Genomic DNA, 19,223 nt, shown 5'->3' on the forward strand with positions numbered 1-19,223 from the left:
CACTCTAATTACATATTTTGTTAATGTATCAATGTTATAATAACACAAAGCCTTATCTTAATTCTTGACTTTGTCCTATAAAATTCATACTTTATTTACTGTTTATAGTTCAGATTAAAATGGCATTAAATCCACTGGAACAGTTTAAAGTATATACAATAATAGAGTTACCTAGGTTATTTGGGTATGACGTAAGCTTTACCAATTCATCTCTTTTCACGATGATTTCGGTGATATTGGTGATACTCTTTTTGCTTTTTGGAATAAAGAAGGGGGCAGTAATACCAGGATATTTGCAAGCTGCAGTTGAGTATGTATATGATTTTGTTATTTCAATAATAGAAAATAACACTGGAAGCAAAGGCTTGCAGCACATTCGATTGATATTTACAGTATTTATTTTCATTTTATCGTGTAATTTAGTTGGTGTTCTTCCTTATAGTTTCACGGTCACAAGTCATGTGATAGTCACCTTCGCTTTATCGATGGTGGTTTTTATTTATATAACGATTGTTGGATTTAAAGAAAGGGGAGTAGAATTTTTACGCATATTGCTACCAAAAGGAACTCCTTCGTGGCTTGCACCTATAATAATTATTATTAAGTTGTTTGCTTATTTAGTAAGACCGATTAGCCTATCAATAAGGCTTGCAGCAAATATGATTGCTGGTCATACAATCATCAAAGTGATAGCAGGGTTTATTGTAAATATGAACATATTTCTCACTCCTGCGCCGTTTTTGTTCATAATTGCATTGATAGGATTTGAAGTATTTGTTGCAATTTTACAAGCTTATATATTTACTATATTAACATGTGTATATTTGTCAGATGCAGTAAAGTAATTGACTTCCTTGTAGAATATTTTACAATTATATTATGAAGAAATAATTAAAGGTAATATATGGATTTAGTAGCTTTAAAATTTATAGCAATTGGTTTAGCTGTGTTTGGAATGCTCGGTGCTGGTTTAGGTATAGCTAATATCTTCTCTGCTATGTTAAATGGGATTGCGAGAAACCCTGAGTCAGAAGGTAAAATGAAAAGTTACGTTTATATTGGTGCTGCCATGGTTGAAATCATGGGATTGCTTGCGTTTGTACTTGCAATGTTATTAATATTTGCTGCTTAACAGATGCCACAGCTTGATGTTTCAACCTTCTTTTCTCAAATTTTTTGGTTTTTAATTTTTTTCTCTTCACTTTTTTTCGTAGTAAGTTGTTTATTTTTACCAAAGTTAGATGAAATAATAAGCACTAGAAGTAAAGAAGTATTGGGTTCTTTTAATAGTTCTGTTCATCTTTTAAGACTCACGGAAGAGCAGATTGCAAAGTATAATGCCGCTTTAAACCAAGCTAGAATACAGGCAAAAAGGATCATAGATGATGCACTTGCTCAGGTAGAAGAAATGAGAGCTAATGTTAAGAGTATATTAGAAGAGGAAGACAAAAAAATGAGCAAGCTTATTGAAGAAAAAGTAGCAAAATTTAAATGTGAGTACACTAGTGAGTTAAAACAAATGGCTACTAGTATTGCTTTAATTTACTACACTAAATTGACCAATTCTGAAATTGAAGAGAAATTTATTGCTGACTTGGTGTCCAAAGAATTTTAGGGGTTTTTATGTCTACATCACTGATTATCGGTCTTGCCTTCTTGGTAGGCCTTGTTCTTTCGTATAAATTGCTGAAGAAAGTGATAAAAAATGCGCTTAACAATAAGCGTAATAAAAGCAAATTTTCAAGTGAAGAAACTGAAAAATTCAGGAAAGATATGTTGGAGTATTACAAAAAATCTTCTGAAAAATACAAAGAATTAGATGCAGAAGTTAATAAAATGATGAATGAAGCACTTGATAAGGCTAATAGTATCATTAAGCGCAATAGACAGCAGCTAGATCAGACATTAGATGACAATGCCCATTCTAACTTGAAGAAAGTCACTGACCAAGTTGAAAAAGCTCTTGGAGATTTACAGGCTAACACAGCGAATATAGCTGCTGATGCTGTAAAAAAAATAATGCATGAACGTAAAGATGATAAGCGTAGTAGCGAGGTCATATCTTCGTTTTCACGTGACTTAAATAAAAAATTGCATTAGGTTTAATGCCTATACTTCAAGCTGATAATGTAGAAAAAATTAAGTTTGATTCTAGTTTGTGCAAAGAGCAAGAGAAACTTTTTTACTATAAATTTAATATAATTCCTTGGCAAAAATTAAATGATACTACTTTTTTTATGGTTGAAGACACAAGCCAAGATGTCAACCGTTGGGTCGAAGCTCATTACGGTATTGACTATGTATTAATAAAAGTTGATAGCGAACAGATTTTAAATCTTCTTAACTCGCACTTTGGTATTTCAGAATTTGCAAGCAACTACTTATATTACAAGAATCCTAATTTTTCAGTCAAAAGCATTAAACTAAGCTCAATATTTTTTGCTTCTTTCTTTATTGTAACTTCAATTTTAACACTAACAGAGAAATATACATATTTTGCTTTGATGTTGATATTTATAATCGGCTGTTCTAGTTATTTATTCAAGTTTATAGCTACAATTTTTAACTTATGTGAAACCTCCAACCAAAAAGTGGATTATAGTAAGCTGAATGAAGAAGATTTTCCTATATATACTATTTTATTGCCTGCTTTTAAAGAAAGTGCAGTGATAGAGCAATTGATCGAAAGCATTGAAAGTTTGGATTATCCAAAATCAAAATTAGATGTGAAGCTTCAGGTAGAAAGTGATGACCAGGAAACGCTAGCAGCTATAGAAAAGTACACTTTACCGCAGTATTTTGAAGTAATAAAAGTGCCTCGTTCTTTGCCTAGAACAAAAGCCAAGTCATGCAATTATGCTATGAGCTTTGCTAGAGGAAAGTATGCAGTAATATATGATGCGGACGATAAACCAGACCCATTGCAGTTAAAAAAAGCACTGATTGAATTTAATAAGGGCGACGATAAGCTTGCCTGTGTACAGGCGAAATTAAATTACTATAATTGTGATTATAATTTTCTCACAAAATCCTTTTCTCTGGAGTATATGAACTGGTTTCAATACTTATTGCCTGGATTCCAAAAAATGAACATGCCGATGCCTTTGGGTGGTAGCAGTAATCATTTTTCAGTAAAAATTCTAAAAAAAGTGTTTTTCTGGGATGCTTACAGTGTTACCGAAGATGCTGACCTCGGTTTGAGACTTGCGCAAATGGGATATAAAACCAGGATGATTGATTCAGAAACATTGGAAGAGTCACCAATTGCTGTATTTGCTTGGATTAAGCAAAGAGCGCGCTGGATCAAAGGCTATATGCAAACTTATATTGTTCATTTAAAAAATATAAAGTCACTTTATAAACACACTGGATTTAAGGGAATTTTGCTATTGAATTTTTTTGTTGGCTCTGCAGTTTTTATATTTTTTACTACTCGATTTTTACTGCTTTCATTGATATTAACTAAAGTTTTAAATGAATTATTTTTGTACTACTTTGTAGTGGTATACGTTACTAACCTGATTCTTTTGGTAATAGCTGTCAAACAGCAAAAGATGCCTTTTTATTTTTATATAGTATCGATATTTTTTCCGGTCTATAATCTGCTACATAGTGTTGCAGCTTTTCTTGCCTTGTGGGAATTTATTCTTTACCCTGAGCGATGGAACAAAACTCAGCATGGTTTATGGAAGTAAAACCTGTAGCTATTTGGCTTTTTCTCTGCTGTATTATGGTAATTCTCATGGTGGGGATTGGTGGATTTACCAGACTTTCAAAAGCAGGATTGTCAATCACAGAGTGGAAACCAATTACTGGAACATTACCACCACTGAGTGAACAAGACTGGCTACAAGAAAAATTAAAATACGAAGCTACACCTGAATATAAAGCACTTAACTATGGTATTAGTATGGAGGAGTTTCGCGCTATATACTTAATAGAATATGTACACAGATTGGTGGCAAGACTAACAGGTTTAGTTTTTGTCCTGCCATTTATATATTTTACATTAAGAAGAAAAATATCTAAAAAGGTAGTAATAAAGCTATTTGTGGCATTATTATTTGGAGCTTTACAAGCTTTTGCTGGTTGGTATATGGTTAAAAGTGGTTTAGTAACTGAACCTCATGTTAGCCACTATAGGCTTGCACTTCACTTGTTATTAGCATTAATTATCTTTGCATTATTGTCATATCAATTTTTTGATTATCAGCCAGCGTCACGCACGCAACTGCACGAACATTGCGATATAAGAGTAACTTTCACCAAGAAAGATGTCATCCCAGTGCGTGACACTGGGATGACAGGATTTCAATCTACTAACAGTAGTATATATTACACAATACTTATTATGATTCTAGTTGCTATACAAATAATTTTCGGTGCGTTTGTTGCGGGATTAAATGCTGGTTTGATTTACAATACCTTTCCACTAATGGACGGACAAATCGTTCCAGAAGATTTATTTTTCTTACAGCCTACATGGTTAAATATCTTTGAGAACAGAGCAACAGTGCAATTTATACATCGAGCATTGGCATTGCTAATATTAGTTCTGACAGCAATACTTACAATAAAAAATGCCAGTGTAAAACCGGTATATATTATGCTGCTCTCCGTTATCATTCAGATTATTTTAGGTGTAATTACTCTATTATTGCACATACCAATAGTCATTGCCATAGCTCATCAAGTGTTTTCATTTATCTTGTTTGGGTCAAGTTTATACTTCTTGTGTTATTTAAGAAAGCAGACTACATCACCAATCTGCACATTTTTTCCTTCTTGAACGGGAATATTTTTTATCACCATTGCTGCTTCAGCACATATAATATTTTCCATTTTCATTGCCTCCACCACAAATAAAGGTTGTCCTATTTCCACCTGATCTCCTACATTTACGTGTAATTTAACTAATAAGCCAGATATTGGGGATCTTACGGCATCTGCTGAAATCTCTTCTGTTTCATTGTTTAGCATTAACTTACTTAATTCAGCTACATGAGGTTTAAATATGTAACACTCAGCTTTCATGCCTGCATGTCTTATGAAGTATTTGCTGCCTTGTTTTTCTACTTTAAATGTTATATCAGCATCATCATTAATTGTAATATATAGTAACTTATGACTTGATTTCCATTTGCCTACTACAGAGTATGTATTGTGGTTATATACTGTTGTTAATATATTATCTTGATATCTTGCACTTATGGAGTACTCATTATCATTTATATTCACTATGAATAAATCTCTTGCATAACCACCTGTAATCTCAGCGCTATGAGATATTGCCCCAATATCATGAGGTGTTATCCCAATACCACAAGATGTCATCCCAGTGCTTGACACTGGGATCCACTCTTTTTCTTTTCTGGATTCCAGTGTCAAGCACTGGAATGACACCGGAGAGTGAGTAGCTGATACTGGTGCCCCTTCTTTTTTACTAGATTCCAGTGTCACGTACTGGAATGACACCTGAGGTGTTTCATTCACTGGTTGATTGTGGTACCTTTCTTCATTTTCTAAATGAACATATAACGTAATGAAAATAAATATTTTAATATACTCTTCTGTAATAAAATCGCCGTGAAACCCACTAGGGTAATGGTCTGGAATGAATCTCGTGTGGAGCTTCGCTGCAATAAAATTTGGGTGATGGAAGATGGATTCTAGAAATTCTATATTATTTGTTACTCCTCCTATATAACATTCAGACAATGCTTTTTGCATTCTGCTGATCGCTTCTACTCTATCTTTTCCATATGTTATCACTTTTGCAATCATCGAATCATAGAACGTGCTAATTTCTGAACCTGCAGCAACTCCATCGTCTATTCTTACATAATCATTTGCACTAGGTTTATCGTAATATTTTATTCTTCCGCTGGAAGGAAAAAATTTCTTTGATGGATCTTCAGCGCAAATCCTACTTTCTATTGCAGAACCAGTAAGTTTAATATCATCCTGACTAAACCTTAGTTTTTCTCCACAGGAAGTTCTAATCATTTCTTCTACTATGTCTATTCCAGTTATAAATTCTGTTACTGGATGCTCAACTTGCAATCTCGTATTTACCTCAAGAAAATAGAAGTTTTGGTCTTTATCTACAACAAACTCAACAGTACCTGCTGAAAAATAGCCAACTTGCTTTGCTAGAGAAACACATTGGGCATACATTTTTTGTCTTACTTCTTCACTAATGAATGGACTTGGTGTTTCTTCCATTATTTTCTGGTTATTCCTTTGTATCGAGCATTCTCTCTCTCCAAGACACACTATATTGCCATATTTATCTGCTATGATTTGTATTTCAATATGTCTTGGTAACTCTATATATTTCTCTATAAAGATACTGCCATCCTTAAAACTTTTCTCTGCTTCATTTGTTGCTGATGTGAACGCTAGTTCAATTTCTTTTTTGGAATTTACAATTCGCATTCCTTTGCCACCACCGCCTGATGCAGCTTTAAGCATAACAGGAAAGCCAATTTCTTCAGCAACTTGAGCTGCGTGGGCAGCATCGCTGATCTTACCCATATATCCTGGTACTACATTCACTCCAGCTTTTTTTGCAGCCTCTTTTGCTGTTATTTTATTAGCTGTAACTTCTATTGTTTCTGCACTGGGACCGATGAAATCTATATTATGTTTTTGAAGAGCACGTGGAAAATCTGGATTTTCTGCTAAAAAACCATAGCCAGGATGAACTGCCTGCGCGCCTGTTTCAACTGCTACTTCACATATTTTTTCAATGTTTAAATAACTGAGGCAAGATGGCGAAGGGCCGATATATCTTGACTCATCTGCTTGTCTTACATGCACAGAATTTACATCTGCATCCGAATATACGCATACACAAGATATACCCATCCTACGAGCAGTTCTGATAATCCTGCAGGCAATCTCTCCTCTGTTTGCTATTAAAATCTTACTGTACTTCTTTTCCGTCATCGTATGAGTATACTTTCTTAAGTTGAGAAAGTAAATTATTGCCTGCAAGTAATTTTTCTTCTTTATATATTAGATACCATATATCATCTTTGCAGCATCTTTATCACTGATACTTTCCATTAGAGTGCTTACGTCATGCGAGTCGTATATTTCACCAAATACTTTAGCTGACAGATACGCAGCCCCACCAGAAATTATCCCAGCCATCGAAGCCAATGCAAGAGACTGAGAAACTAAAAATAAAAAGTATAAAGACAAACATAAAGCAGCAATACATGCTATCGCTCCTACTATATATAAGCATAGGCGAAACTTCTGATTACATATAAGACTGTCCTTTATGCCTGCAATTTCTTTTATCTCTTTCCTAACTGTTTTACTAACCCAATCAAGAGGAGTCTTTTTAGATTTATCTAACGCACATCTATTACCTAATGCATTTCTAATGTAACTTTTAAAATTTTCTGATTTTTCTTTTGTTACTTTTTCCGAAGAATCCAAATGCTCAAATGCTCCTTTTACTACACTTGGTAATATCCCCATCTTTGCTGCTATATGAAATGGATTTTCATGATCTTCATTGTACTCTAACAAGTGAACATTACTTTCAACACTTTTCTTGAAAATAGATAAAAACTTATCAACGTTTCCTGTTTTTGCAGCTAAATGCAGGAGATTATCTCCCCGCACTATTAGTTTTGTTTTGTCAGATGAACCTGCATGCCAACAGACATTACCTTTATTGTTTTCGAGAAATTTTGTTATTTCGTCAATATTAGCTTTACTTTCTTTGAGAAATTTTGCTATTCTATTTTCCTCATCTGTAGATCTAGTCATAACTTACCTAACTATATTTAACCAACACTAAATTATACAACATAACTTATGAAAAACAAGTAGATTTTACCTCTCAGAATAAATAAATTCTACATTGTTACAAACGTGGATTTTGGGTATCATAGCCTATACTTTACTGTAACAATAACATGCCAGACATAGTCACGAGATTCGCTCCATCACCAACAGGGTTTTTGCATATTGGTGGGGCCCGCACTGCGTTATTTAATTGGCTCTATGCAAAGCATCATGGTGGCAGGTTTTTGCTAAGGATTGAGGACACCGACAGAAAACGTTCAACGCAAGAAGCAATTGATGCAATTATAGAAGGGCTAAAATGGCTCGGTGTGAGCTGTGATGGGGAAATAGTATATCAGTCAAAAAGAATAGAGCGGCATAAAGAAGTAGCAAACCTTTTAGTTGAGAAGGGTAGGGCGTATCACTGTTACTGCCCTGAAGATGAAGTTGCAGAAAAGAAGGCAAAAGCAAGAGAAGAGGGCAAGATATACAAGCATAAATGTACTACAAAACCTCCTTCTTGTCATCCCAGTGCTCGACACTGGGATCCAGAAAAAAATATGTGGTCACGCGCTGGAATGACATCGGGTGTGAGGTCAGTTATCCTTTTCAAAGTGCCAGACTCGCAAGAGATCGTCATTGATGATAAAATATACGGCCAAATCAAAGTAAATAGCGAGCAGCTTGATGATATAGTGATCTTACGCTCTGACAACACTCCAACATATATTTTTGCCGTGGTAATTGACGATCATGATGCTGGAATAACCGATATTATACGTGGTTCTGATCACCTCACTAATACCTTTAAGCAGTTGCTAATATACCAGGCTCTTGATTTTGATGTTCCACGTTTTGCGCATGTGCCGCTTATTCACGGGGAAGATGGGAATAAGCTGTCTAAAAGGCATGGTGCCACAAGTGTTTGCGACTACGAAAAGATGGGAATATTACCTGAAGCGATGCGTAATTACCTACTGAGGCTTGGTTGGAGCCACGGTAATGACGAGATTATTAGCGATGAGCAAGCAATAGAGTGGTTTAATTTAGAAAGCATTGGTCGTTCACCTGCACGGCTCGATTTCAAAAAACTGGAGCATTTGAATAACCACTATATTAGTAATATGAGCAATGAAGATATTTTAAGTATTATTATTCCAATGTTCGAGAGTAATGCAAAAGATCTTTCTTTAACCCAATCTTTGATGTCATTCCAGTGCGTGACACTGGAATCCAGAAAGACAAAAGAATGGATCCCAGTGTCAGCTACTTGGATGACAGGGGGTAATGCGGAAGGTATCTTTTTGACTGACAAGAAAAAGAACTATTTACTGCAAGGGCTGACAGAGCTAAAAAAAAGAGCAAACTACCTGACCGAATTATTGGATTTAGCAAAATTTTATATTCAAGATCCGCCACTTGATTTAAGTGAAGAAGCTTGTCAAATTGTCAAATCTAACCTCGATATAATCAAGTTACTTGCGTCATTTCTGTTAAAGATCGGTGATGAAGACTGGAATAAGGGTTTTTTATCTTCTCAGATCAAGGAATTTTCAAAATTGCACGATATGAAAATAAGCGATGTGTACCACTCATTACGTGCCCCTATAACCGGAGTAATGGATGCACCTGGAATCATTGATATAATGGTGATTCTTGGTAAAGATGAGTGTATAAGGAGATTGCAAGAGCTATAAGATCAAACGAAAAACTTACTTGACACCCTTCGCCAGCCCCCTTATCATGACAGTGAAGGTATTCATTTATCTTCAATCTGTGCAGATTAAACGACAACAGTATTACGTAATTGGCGTCTTATTTTTAATTTTTTGCACTATGCACACTTTACGTCTTCACAACATTTCTGGGTTTTTACCTATATAAGCTGAAACGCGCTTATAAAGCGTTCAAGACATCACCCAACGTCAAATTTTAAAATAGAGAGTGAATAACTAGCTACTGCGCGTTTTCTATGCCTTTTTTTTCTGCCTGGTAAATTTCTTAAATATTTATAGCTAAGGTTAGTTGCACTTAAAAGCAGCTAAATTGCAGTGTTTGAGGCTTAAAAGACGCCAATACTGAAAATAGACATTAGACTTCTTTCAAAATTGTTAGAGGGAGTGTAAGATGAAGTATTTGAAAGCATGAAATATAAGGAAATAGAAAAGTTAGAAGGAGAAAAGTTTCGACGTTTAACAGGGGTAAAAAAAGCAACATTTGAGCGAATGGTAGAAATTCTAGAAGTGGAGGATAAAAGAAAAAAAGCTAGAAGTGGAAGAAAAAGTAAACTTTGCATAGAAGACAGGCTACTTATGGCACTGGAATATATAAGAGAATATCGTACATATTTTCATATTGGGCAAAGCTATGGCATGAGTGAAAGTAACAGTTTTAAAATAATAAGATGGGTAGAAGACATATTAATAAAACATCCAGATTTTGCATTACCAGGAAAAAAAGAGCTATTAAAGAGTGATGTAGAATATGAAGTTTTAGTAATAGACGGAACTGAAACGCCAGTAGAGAGACCAAAAAAAAGCAAAAGCCCTTCTACTCTGGAAAGAAAAAAAGGCATACTATAAAAACACAAATAGTAACAGAGAAGAAGAGTAGAAAAGTCATATGCACATCTTTCTCGAATGGTAGAAAACACGGATGTTTAGAGAATCAAAGGTAGCAGTATTGCCGCAAACTAAAATCTTAGCTGATGCCGGCTACAGGGGAATGCAGAAGATACACAAAAATGTTGTATTACCGCACAGGAAAACGAAAAAGAATCCGTTAAGCAAAGAACAAAAAAAAGAGAACAGGGCACTTATGAGCCAAAGGGCAATTGTTGAAAACGTAATTGAAAAGGTTTAAAATCATCTCGGACAGGTATAGAAACCATACGCGTCAAGTTAAGGAAAAGTGTAAGTAAAATTGATAGAGTGAAGGAAAAGAATAAGGTATAAGTTCTTCTTGGATATGTGAATGAGAGAACTTACAATGGACAGAATAGCTTGCTTATCAAAAGACCTCAATGAATTCTTTAATGAAAAAGCAGACGAAATATCAATTGCAGTAGGTTTTATAAAAAGAAAGAGAAAACTTAATGGCTCATCATTCATAAAAGCTATGGTTTTTGGTAACATAGGAGTTGGTGATTGCAGCATAGAAACAATGTGCCAATTGCTAAATGAAGACTCAATAGAAATTACAAAACAGGGTTTGGATTATATTAGCCTGCCCAGTAGCATGGAAGATATGTACAAAGGATATGGGAGTAGCTATAGAGATTGTGAGAGTAATACCAAATCAGGAATAAAGCTGCAGTTAGTCTTTGATTACCTGAACCAAGCGCTAGATAAGTTAAATTTAATAGAAGGAATAAGGTCGGATCAAGGTTATAGGGATTATCTGAACGGTTTATCAGCCAATGATTTGCTAATATTTGATTTGTGCTACTTTGTGCCTAGTTCTTTTAAACAGATTGATGAAGCAGGTGCATATTTTGTTAGTCGTTATAAGTCTGATACCAATATATATGATATAGAAACAAATCAAAAAATAGAGTTGTTGGAATGTTTAGAAGGTCAATCCCTTCTAGAGATGGAAGTGCTATTAGGAAAAGAAGTAAAAATTAAAGTGAGAATTATATGTCAAAAATTAACTGAAGAACAGTCTATAATTAGAAGAAGGGCTAATAAGTTAGCAAAATCACATGGATATACATCTTCTCAAAAGAATCAAAAATTGCTGGATTGGTCGATATTCATAACTAACGTTCCAGAGAGTAAAATCAGCGCTGAACAAGTATTAACAGTTTACAGGGTAAGATGGCAGATTGAATTATTATTTAAATTGTATAAGAGTCACATCAGGCTTGACGAACTTAAAGGAAAACCATACAGAGTATTATGTGAACTATACGCTAAATTGTGCGCAATTCTTATATTTCATGGAATAGTTGGTTGTATAAAACTGAAAGAGAATACAGAGCTGAGTTTAACAAAGGCATTCATTGAATTAAAAAGAAGGATTAGGGAGTTGTTTTTAGCGTTAAGCAGTAAAATTAATAATTTGAGAATTTTCCTGAAAAAACTTACCACAGACTGGTCACAATTTTCTGTGAAAGACAGATATAGAAAAACTAGAGTATCCACCTTAAGTTCATTGAATTTTCTTACCCTTGCTTCTTAACTTGACGCGTATGGGTATAGAAACCGACGAAAACGTTTTGGTTTAAGGTTTAATTTGATTGCTGCAATTCACAATTTTGAGCTCCCTACATGAATTTTGAAAGAAGTCTATCTTTGTGTATCTTCTGCATTCCCCTGTAGCCGGCATCAGCTAAGATTTTAGTTTGCGGCAATACTGCTACCTTTGATTCTCTAAACATCCGTGTTTTCTACCATTCGAGAAAGATGTGCATATGACTTTTTTACTCTTCTTCTCTGTTACTATTTGTGTTTTTATAGTATGCCTTTTTTTCTTTCCAGAGTAGAAGCGTTTTTGCTTTTTTTTGGCCTCTCTACTGGCGTTTCAGTTCCATCTATTACTAAAACTTCATATTCTACATCACTCTTTAATAGCTCTTTTTTTCCTGGTAATGCAAAATCTGGATGTTTTATTAATGTGTCTTCTACCCATCTTATTACTTTAAAACTGTTACTTTCACTCATGCCATAGCTTTGCCCAATATGAAAATATGTACGATATTCTCTTATATATTCCAGTGCCATAAGTAGCCTGTCTTCTATACAAAGTTTACTTTTTCTTCCACTTCTAGCTTTTTTTCTTTTATCCTCCACTTCTAGAATTTCTACCATTCGCTCAAATGTTGCTTTTTTTACCCCTGTTAAACGTCGAAACTTTTCTCCTTCTAACTTTTCTATTTCCTTATATTTCATGCTTTCAAATACTTCATCTTACACTCCCTCTAACAATTTTGAAAGAAGTCTATTGATAACCCAAACGTTGAACAATTTCAAAAAGAAGCCATTAAGGTTGTTTAATTAAAGTAATACACATAGGTCCCAGCGGGCCTATGTGCTCTTATAGTTAATGCCGACTTAAAGTCCTATAATTTTCACTTTGTAAACATACCAAGAATTCTGTCCATTATTCCACCCATATTTGCTTCAGCTTGAGTATACTCTATTTTACCACCGTGCAAGATTAGTTTAATATCTGATCCAGGTGATATATTAACAAATTTACTGCCAACAACTCCACTGCTAGTGATCAGAGCTGAACTATCAATTGGCAATTTTATGTCTTTGCTTATACACATATCGATTCGTGCTACATAGGTAGCTTTGTCAAGTGATACACCAGTTATGTTTCCAACATCTACACCAGAGATCTTGACACTATCACCAACTCCTATACCGTTAGCGTTAGCAAAAAGACCATATATTTTATAGCAATCCTTATAGTTTTTCTTTATGTAAGATAGCTTATCAATAGCAAAGAAAATCAGAAAAATAGTGAAAATTAATACAAATAATCCAGCAGTTATTTCAAGTATATTTGACCTTCGCATCTTTAGTTATCAGGACTCCAGCTTTTATAGTAATTTTTCACTTTTTGGTTTGGATAGTATGCATCTTTTGTACCCGTTAAATTAGGAGTATGTTTTACTTTTCTTTTTTTATTATTAACTGGTACTACATTATCAGTATAGTGAAGCCATATATGCCATTCCGGAGGCACTGTTGTAGGCTCAGAAACACTGCTATACATAACCCACCTTTTTCCTTTACTTGATTCATAGTAAGAATTTCCATTTTCATCTCTTCCTACAAATTTATCTTCTCTTCGTAATAGGCGTTTTATTGCATTACAAATTTTAGATAACATAAGGGTATTAAAACAAAAAGTATTATATATACTAATACTTTAACGATATATTAACAACAATTTAATGCAATTACCAATCTTACAAGTTATTATCCCAATAATTGCATCAATGTTTTGCTTTCTTGCCAAGAAACACAAGGTATCTTGGTTTATTTCTTTTATTGCAACAACAATCACTCTTATCATTTCATCAATACTACTCATTAAAACATATAAAGGTGAAATTATAACTTATCACCTTGGAAATTGGGCTCCTCCGTATGGAATAGAGTTAAGAATCGACGTGTTAAATTCCTTAATTCTAACCCTAGTGAATTTTATAGCGCTGATTAGTGTGCTTTATAGCTTTTATATTAACGAAAAAGAAATTAGCAAAAACAAAATCACTGGTTTTTACTCTCTATTTCTACTGTGCTTAAGCGGACTGCTTGGGATTTTAGTAACAAACGATATATTTAACCTTTACGTTTTCTTGGAGATTTCATCTCTTTCTTCTTATGTATTAGTTTCAATGGGAAGGGATAAAAAAGCCTTGGTTGCAGCATTTGAATATCTAATTAGTGGCACTATAGGGGCAACATTTTATTTATTTGGTATCGGGCTCTTGTATTCAATGACTGGAACGCTCAATATGTCTGACATGGCTGAAAGAATAGTTCCATTATACGATAACAACATCATAAAGCTTGGCACATTGTTCATTTTTGTTGGTCTCTCAATCAAAATGGCACTGTTTCCATTAAGCAGGTGGCTGGTTAATGCATATAGTGAGGCACCAAGTCTCATTAGCATATTCTTTTCAGGCACAGTGACAAAAGTGATGATATATGTTTTCATCAGAATCTTTTATACTGTTTTTCATCAAAATTTTTTCTTGTTTAAGCCGCTACTGGACAATGTGATAATTATTCTCGCACTTTGCGCTATTGTATTTGGGTCGATATTTGCAATAACCGCAAAAGACATAAAAAGACTGTTTGCTCACTCTAGTATTAGCCAAATTGGTTATATAATTTTAGCACTGAGTTTTAACTCAAAAACAGGTGTATTTGCAGCAATTCTTCACATAGTAAACCACAGCATAATAAAAACATCTTTATTCATGGCTGCAGGATGTATTTCTTACAAATTTGATACAACAAAAATAGAGAATTTATCGGGACTCAAGAAATCAATGCCTTATACAGCACTTGCGTTCACTCTACTCAGTTTAGCATTAATCGGTGTGCCTTTAACAAATGGCTTTGTAAGCAAGTGGTATATAATGAAAGCAATTATCGAATCTCATGCGTGGATTTCCCTTGTAACATTTGCTGCTGGCTCTTTCCTTGCATTGATATATATGTGGAAGATGGTAGAGAAAATGTATTTTGAAAATGATGCAACGTCATGCACTGGAATGACACTAGGCAAAATTAATGATGTGCCATTTCCTATGCTTTTCTGTCTATTGTTTATGGCAGCTTTAACAGTAGTAACTGGAATATATAGCACTCCAATTCGGTTAGTAGTTGAGAAGTTGGTTTTTTGATTTTTATCTTTGTTTCATATTTTACTATACTTCAAGGTTATAAGGTCTTTATTGTGGATAGGCTGAAGAAGATTCATTGGTTATTAGTCATTAACGTGATAGCGCTGTTTTGCGTTGGCATTGTTGTTCAATACTCTTCTGCTGGAGGAAAGTGGGTGCCATTTGCGATTCATCAACTGATCATATTCTCTTTCTTTTTCCTACTCGCTATAGCTATGTCATTCATAGAGCTAGATTTTTATTTGAAGTACGCCTACTTTTTTTATATAGCAGCAGCGATTTCACTATTAGCAGTAAATTTTTTTGGCTCACACATAATGGGTGCAACAAGGTGGATAAGAATTGGATCAATTAGTTTGCAACCATCAGAATTTGCAAAAGTAGGCTTAATACTTGCGCTTGCTCGCTATTTTGATAAGCAGAGTGTGTATAAAATGATGGAATTTAAAAGATTGCTTAAGGCATTTATAATTATTTTCTTACCCGTGTTCTTGGTGTTAAAGCAACCTAATTTAGGCACAGCTGTGATAATGTTATTTATAGGGATATCAATTATATTCACAGCAATAATAAAAAGATCTCATTCAGTAATATGTGGAACTCTTGGCATTTTTGCAGTACCGGCTATTTGGCCTTTTTTACGTCCTTATCACAAGCAAAGGATATTGTCATTTTTGGATTCATCAGTGGATCCACTTGGAATAGGTTATAATGCGCAGCAATCTCAAATAGCTATTGGTTCAGGAGGTTTGCTTGGTAAGGGCTTTGTTAACGGAAGTCAAACTCAACTTGGATTTTTGCCGGAAAAGCATACAGATTTTGCTTTTGCAGTGCTGAGTGAGGAGTGGGGCTTTTTAGGTAGCATGGCTTTAATTTTGCTTTATACCTCATTACTTGGAATAATTTTCTCTATCGCTTATAGGTCAAAAAATTATTTTTCTAAGTCGGTATCTATCGGCATTTTCGCCTTTTTTAGTGCTCATTTCTTTATAAACATCGGAATGACAATGGGCCTCTTGCCTGTGATAGGCGACCCATTGCCATTTCTGTCCTATGGAGGAAGTACAACTGCTGCAAGCTTAATATGTATAGGGCTATTGCTAGCAATAAAAGCAGATGAACAACAAAATACTTGTATTTTACCTATGCTAAAGTAAAATTTAACTTTACTTAATAGTTTTTATGCTAGATGAAATGCGTGAGGAGTGTGGAGTATTTGGCATAAGTTGCAACCAAAGTGCTGCTTTTAACTCTATACTTGCTCTCCACGCTTTGCAGCATAGAGGTCAAGAGTCTTTTGGCGCAGTAACCAGTAACAACGATAAGCTGCACTCTTATCACTTTCAAGGTCAAGTGAGCAGCGTATTTGATGATGTAGATGAAATAAAGAAATCCTTACCTGGAGATTGTGCAATAGGTCATGTTCGATACTCAACAAGTGGTAGTAAATTTGGAGTGCAGCCCATGTTTGGCAAAAGTGGCAAATTTGGGGATTTCGCCATAGCACATAATGGTAATTTAATTAATATTTCTCCAATACGCGAACAATTAATTAAACAAGAGTGCGTTTTTCAGTCAGATATTGATACAGAAGTAGTAGTGCATCTGACAGCAAGCGGTGAAAAAGATAGCTTCTTAGAGAGTTTTATATATGCATTAAAGCAAATACAAGGTGCTTATTCTTTTGTGGCAATCAATCAAGAAGTAGTTATTGGAGTACGTGATCCATCTGGAATCAGGCCTCTTGTTTTAGGGAAGTTAAACGGTTCTTATGTTCTTGCATCTGAAACTTGTGCTCTTGATATAGTAAATGCAGAGTTTGTTAGAGAAATAGAACCAGGTGAGTTAGTCACCATTGATCGAAATGGTAATCTAGCTTCAGCATTTCCTTTCCCACAGCAAAAATCAAGTTTTTGTATTTTTGAATACGTTTATTTTTCAAGACCAGACAGCATAATGGAGAATAGGTCCATATATGATATAAGAAAAGAAATAGGAAGAATACTTGCAGAAGAGAGCCCACCAAAAAACAATGTAGATATGGTTGTACCAATACCTGATTCTGGAATACCTGCAGCTATTGGATATGCAAAGCATTCAGGGTTACCCATGGAACTGGGAATAATTCGTAATCATTACATAGGAAGAACTTTTATACAACCAACTGCTGAAGTCCGTAAAGTTAGAATAAAATTAAAATTCAATGCTAATAAGCACACTTTGAAAGGTAAAAACATAATTTTAATAGATGATAGTATAGTGCGTGGTAGTACGTTAACAAATATAATAGTTATGTTAAAGGATGCAGGAGTAAAAGAGATTCACCTCAAAATTTCAAGCCCACCAATTAAGCATTCTTGTTTTTATGGAATAGATACGCCAGAGTGCAAAGATTTAATTGCTGCAAATAAATCTGTAGAGGAAATTAAGGAAGTTATAGGAGTAGATAGCCTAGCCTTCTTGAGTATTGATGGACTATATCAGGCTGTTAAAGCAGAAAAGCGTAACAATGCTACGCCACAATATTGTGATGCTTGTTTCACTGGTGATTATCCGATTGGCAAATAGTTTACGCAAGATCACTGGAGCTCAGATCTTAAACCGCCAAAATTTCTCTTGGCCTTTACTAATTCCGATTCTCGGGGTGCAAATATAATCTGGTTTGAGATGAGATTCATAAACACAAAATTCGTGGCTTATAGTAAGGTCCTGTTTGTTATGTTCTTTTGTAATATTTAATCTTTTACACAATATTCCTGGCCCACCTAAATTTGCCTCAAGCGGTTCAATGAGCTTTAATCCCCGTATTAACACTGCTGCTGGGAACCCTTCTGCTTCTGTTACAATATTTAAACAGTAATACATTCCATATATAAAGTACACGTATGAAAACCCCGGCACACCAAACATTACTGAGGTTCGATTAGTATAGCCTCTTGCCGCATGACAAGCTGGGTCACTCATTCCTATATAGGCTTCAACTTCGGTTATTATTCCACTAAAGTTAGAAAATTTGAGGACTTTTCCCAATAACTCTCCAGCTACAGTTAAGGTCGGCCGCTCGTAGAAATTTCTTGGTAGTATTATGTTGCTCATTATAAGAGTATAAGTTACTTGCAGGTGCAAGCAACTTATACTAATTACTACTTTTGTTTTTTCTTACTTACTCACTTGAGCAGCAGGAGCCTGGTGTTTTTGTGTTGTGCTCTCTGTTACATCTGTTGAAGGTTGCGGCAAAACTTTCACTGCTTCAGAACTTTTTTGTTGCAATTGTGATGCTAATGCTTCATGTAAAGGCTTTGCTTCATATTGCCTTCCTACTTTTACTTCTTTATGTGCAGCTAATTGCTCCATAGTAACACCATTACCCTCAATAAGTTTTATAGAACCATCATCGTGAATGCTAATTTTTATGTTACACTCTTTTCCTTGAGCATTCTACTTTAGAGTCATTTGATATGATCCATTAGCCACTTCATAAATTCTTGCCCCATCCTTATCAATTTGGCAACGTACCCCCCTTGTTTTTTGGTCAGGTAGTAGCAACGTAACTGTCTTTACATCGTACTTTTTGCACATATTACCACTTAGAATATCATGCAAGTTTACTTCTTTTGTATAATCGTTCAGCGCAATTCTTATGACAGGCTTAACACTGTTATCTATATTTTTAGTTTCTCTTAATTTTATAAGCTTTGCATCAATATTTTTAGATATCTCTTCTTCAATTTGTTTAGCAGCTTTGCCTACAATTTCCCGACCATGATATTTGGTCTCCTCAGCAGTATATCTATACATATCATCGCTATTCTTATGAACATGAGGTTTCACTATTACTTTATTAGTAGTATTAGTAGAAGGGTTGTTCTGATCTACAAAGAACCTCTTCCATGTTTCTTCATCATCAAGAGTGACGTACCTACATTTATCCTTATTCGGTATTGACCCAGATACGCTATCAGCAGCAATATTTTGATCAACAATCAAAGATACAGTTTCATTACTATCTAACATATATGCCTCCATTATTTTTAATATATAA

18 protein-coding genes and 2 pseudogenes are annotated in these 19,223 nt (G+C 34.6%); 12 read left to right on the forward strand and 8 right to left on the reverse strand.

Annotated elements, in window-relative coordinates:
* Positions 1-119 precede the first annotated feature (119 nt).
* From OPR57_RS06825 to OPR57_RS06850, 6 genes are read left to right on the forward strand one after another with little or no spacing between them, the layout of a single operon-like run.
* Positions 120-845, forward strand: coding sequence for a F0F1 ATP synthase subunit A (locus OPR57_RS06825; RefSeq protein WP_265036403.1), 726 nt, complete (start codon positions 120-122; stop codon positions 843-845).
* Between the two features lie 59 nt (positions 846-904).
* Positions 905-1,132, forward strand: a complete 228-nt coding sequence (locus OPR57_RS06830; protein WP_006014985.1) for a F0F1 ATP synthase subunit C — start codon at positions 905-907, stop codon at positions 1,130-1,132.
* A 3-nt stretch (positions 1,133-1,135) separates the two neighbouring features.
* Positions 1,136-1,615, forward strand: coding sequence for a F0F1 ATP synthase subunit B family protein (locus OPR57_RS06835; RefSeq protein ID WP_265036404.1), 480 nt, complete (start codon positions 1,136-1,138; stop codon positions 1,613-1,615).
* Positions 1,616-1,623: 8 nt separating this feature from the next.
* Complete coding sequence (locus OPR57_RS06840) at positions 1,624-2,100, forward strand: F0F1 ATP synthase subunit B family protein (protein ID WP_265036405.1); 477 nt, start codon at positions 1,624-1,626, stop codon at positions 2,098-2,100.
* A 5-nt stretch (positions 2,101-2,105) separates the two neighbouring features.
* Positions 2,106-3,695 carry a glycosyltransferase family 2 protein gene (locus tag OPR57_RS06845; RefSeq protein ID WP_265036406.1) on the forward strand — a complete coding sequence of 530 codons (1,590 nt, stop codon included), beginning with the start codon at positions 2,106-2,108 and terminating at the stop codon, positions 3,693-3,695.
* Positions 3,686-4,789, forward strand: a complete 1,104-nt coding sequence (locus OPR57_RS06850) for a COX15/CtaA family protein (protein WP_265037594.1) — start codon at positions 3,686-3,688, stop codon at positions 4,787-4,789. Before OPR57_RS06845 ends, OPR57_RS06850 begins: the two co-directional genes overlap by 10 nt.
* Here the strand turns inward: OPR57_RS06850 and OPR57_RS06855 are convergent.
* A complete protein-coding gene (locus tag OPR57_RS06855; protein ID WP_265036407.1) occupies positions 4,738-6,951 on the reverse strand; it encodes an acetyl-CoA carboxylase biotin carboxylase subunit in 2,214 nt (737 codons plus the stop codon). The genes OPR57_RS06850 and OPR57_RS06855 overlap by 52 nt on opposite strands.
* A gap of 69 nt (positions 6,952-7,020) precedes the next feature.
* Positions 7,021-7,788 (reverse strand): hypothetical protein, encoded by a 768-nt coding sequence (locus OPR57_RS06860; RefSeq protein ID WP_265036408.1) that lies wholly within the window; start codon positions 7,786-7,788, stop codon positions 7,021-7,023.
* 149 nt (positions 7,789-7,937) lie between these two features.
* Between OPR57_RS06860 and gltX the strand changes: the two genes are divergently transcribed.
* The 3 genes and pseudogenes from gltX to OPR57_RS06875 all read left to right on the forward strand — a co-directional run bounded on the left by gltX (position 7,938) and on the right by OPR57_RS06875 (position 11,988).
* Positions 7,938-9,503: a glutamate--tRNA ligase gene (gene gltX, locus OPR57_RS06865; RefSeq protein ID WP_265036409.1), complete on the forward strand. Its 1,566-nt coding sequence runs from the start codon at positions 7,938-7,940 to the stop codon at positions 9,501-9,503.
* Positions 9,504-9,950: 447 nt separating this feature from the next.
* A pseudogene (locus OPR57_RS06870) lies at positions 9,951-10,726 on the forward strand (IS5 family transposase).
* Between the two features lie 68 nt (positions 10,727-10,794).
* Positions 10,795-11,988: an IS4 family transposase gene (locus tag OPR57_RS06875; RefSeq protein ID WP_406831635.1), complete on the forward strand. Its 1,194-nt coding sequence runs from the start codon at positions 10,795-10,797 to the stop codon at positions 11,986-11,988.
* 94 nt (positions 11,989-12,082) lie between these two features.
* Here OPR57_RS06875 and OPR57_RS06880 read toward each other — a convergent pair.
* From OPR57_RS06880 to OPR57_RS06890, 3 genes and pseudogenes are all read right to left on the reverse strand, one after another.
* Positions 12,083-12,698, reverse strand: a pseudogene (locus tag OPR57_RS06880) (transposase family protein); the annotation flags it as partial.
* Between the two features lie 179 nt (positions 12,699-12,877).
* On the reverse strand, positions 12,878-13,333 hold the full coding sequence (mlaD, locus tag OPR57_RS06885; protein ID WP_265036410.1) for an outer membrane lipid asymmetry maintenance protein MlaD: 456 nt from the start codon (positions 13,331-13,333) through the stop codon (positions 12,878-12,880).
* Between the two features lie 2 nt (positions 13,334-13,335).
* Positions 13,336-13,650, reverse strand: coding sequence for an NADH-ubiquinone oxidoreductase subunit NDUFA12 family protein (locus OPR57_RS06890; RefSeq protein ID WP_007548590.1), 315 nt, complete (start codon positions 13,648-13,650; stop codon positions 13,336-13,338).
* Positions 13,651-13,714: 64 nt separating this feature from the next.
* Here OPR57_RS06890 and OPR57_RS06895 point away from each other — a divergent pair, with 64 nt between their 5' ends.
* From OPR57_RS06895 to purF, 3 genes are read left to right on the forward strand one after another with little or no spacing between them, the layout of a single operon-like run.
* Positions 13,715-15,181 (forward strand): proton-conducting transporter transmembrane domain-containing protein, encoded by a 1,467-nt coding sequence (locus OPR57_RS06895; protein ID WP_265036411.1) that lies wholly within the window; start codon positions 13,715-13,717, stop codon positions 15,179-15,181.
* Between the two features lie 53 nt (positions 15,182-15,234).
* Complete coding sequence (rodA, locus tag OPR57_RS06900; RefSeq protein ID WP_320157515.1) at positions 15,235-16,338, forward strand: rod shape-determining protein RodA; 1,104 nt, start codon at positions 15,235-15,237, stop codon at positions 16,336-16,338.
* A 25-nt stretch (positions 16,339-16,363) separates the two neighbouring features.
* Positions 16,364-17,749, forward strand: coding sequence for an amidophosphoribosyltransferase (purF, locus tag OPR57_RS06905; protein ID WP_265036413.1), 1,386 nt, complete (start codon positions 16,364-16,366; stop codon positions 17,747-17,749).
* A gap of 21 nt (positions 17,750-17,770) precedes the next feature.
* Here purF and OPR57_RS06910 read toward each other — a convergent pair whose 3' ends face one another.
* From OPR57_RS06910 to OPR57_RS06920, 3 genes are all read right to left on the reverse strand, one after another.
* On the reverse strand, positions 17,771-18,277 hold the full coding sequence (locus OPR57_RS06910) for a DNA-3-methyladenine glycosylase (protein WP_265036414.1): 507 nt from the start codon (positions 18,275-18,277) through the stop codon (positions 17,771-17,773).
* A gap of 63 nt (positions 18,278-18,340) precedes the next feature.
* Entirely contained in the window at positions 18,341-18,535 is a 195-nt protein-coding gene (locus OPR57_RS06915) for a hypothetical protein (RefSeq protein WP_265036415.1), read from the reverse strand.
* Between the two features lie 84 nt (positions 18,536-18,619).
* Positions 18,620-19,195 (reverse strand): hypothetical protein, encoded by a 576-nt coding sequence (locus OPR57_RS06920; protein ID WP_265036416.1) that lies wholly within the window; start codon positions 19,193-19,195, stop codon positions 18,620-18,622.
* Positions 19,196-19,223 lie beyond the last annotated feature (28 nt).

The organism is Wolbachia endosymbiont (group A) of Anomoia purmunda (assembly GCF_947251545.1).
Classification (GTDB): Bacteria; Pseudomonadota; Alphaproteobacteria; order Rickettsiales; family Anaplasmataceae; genus Wolbachia.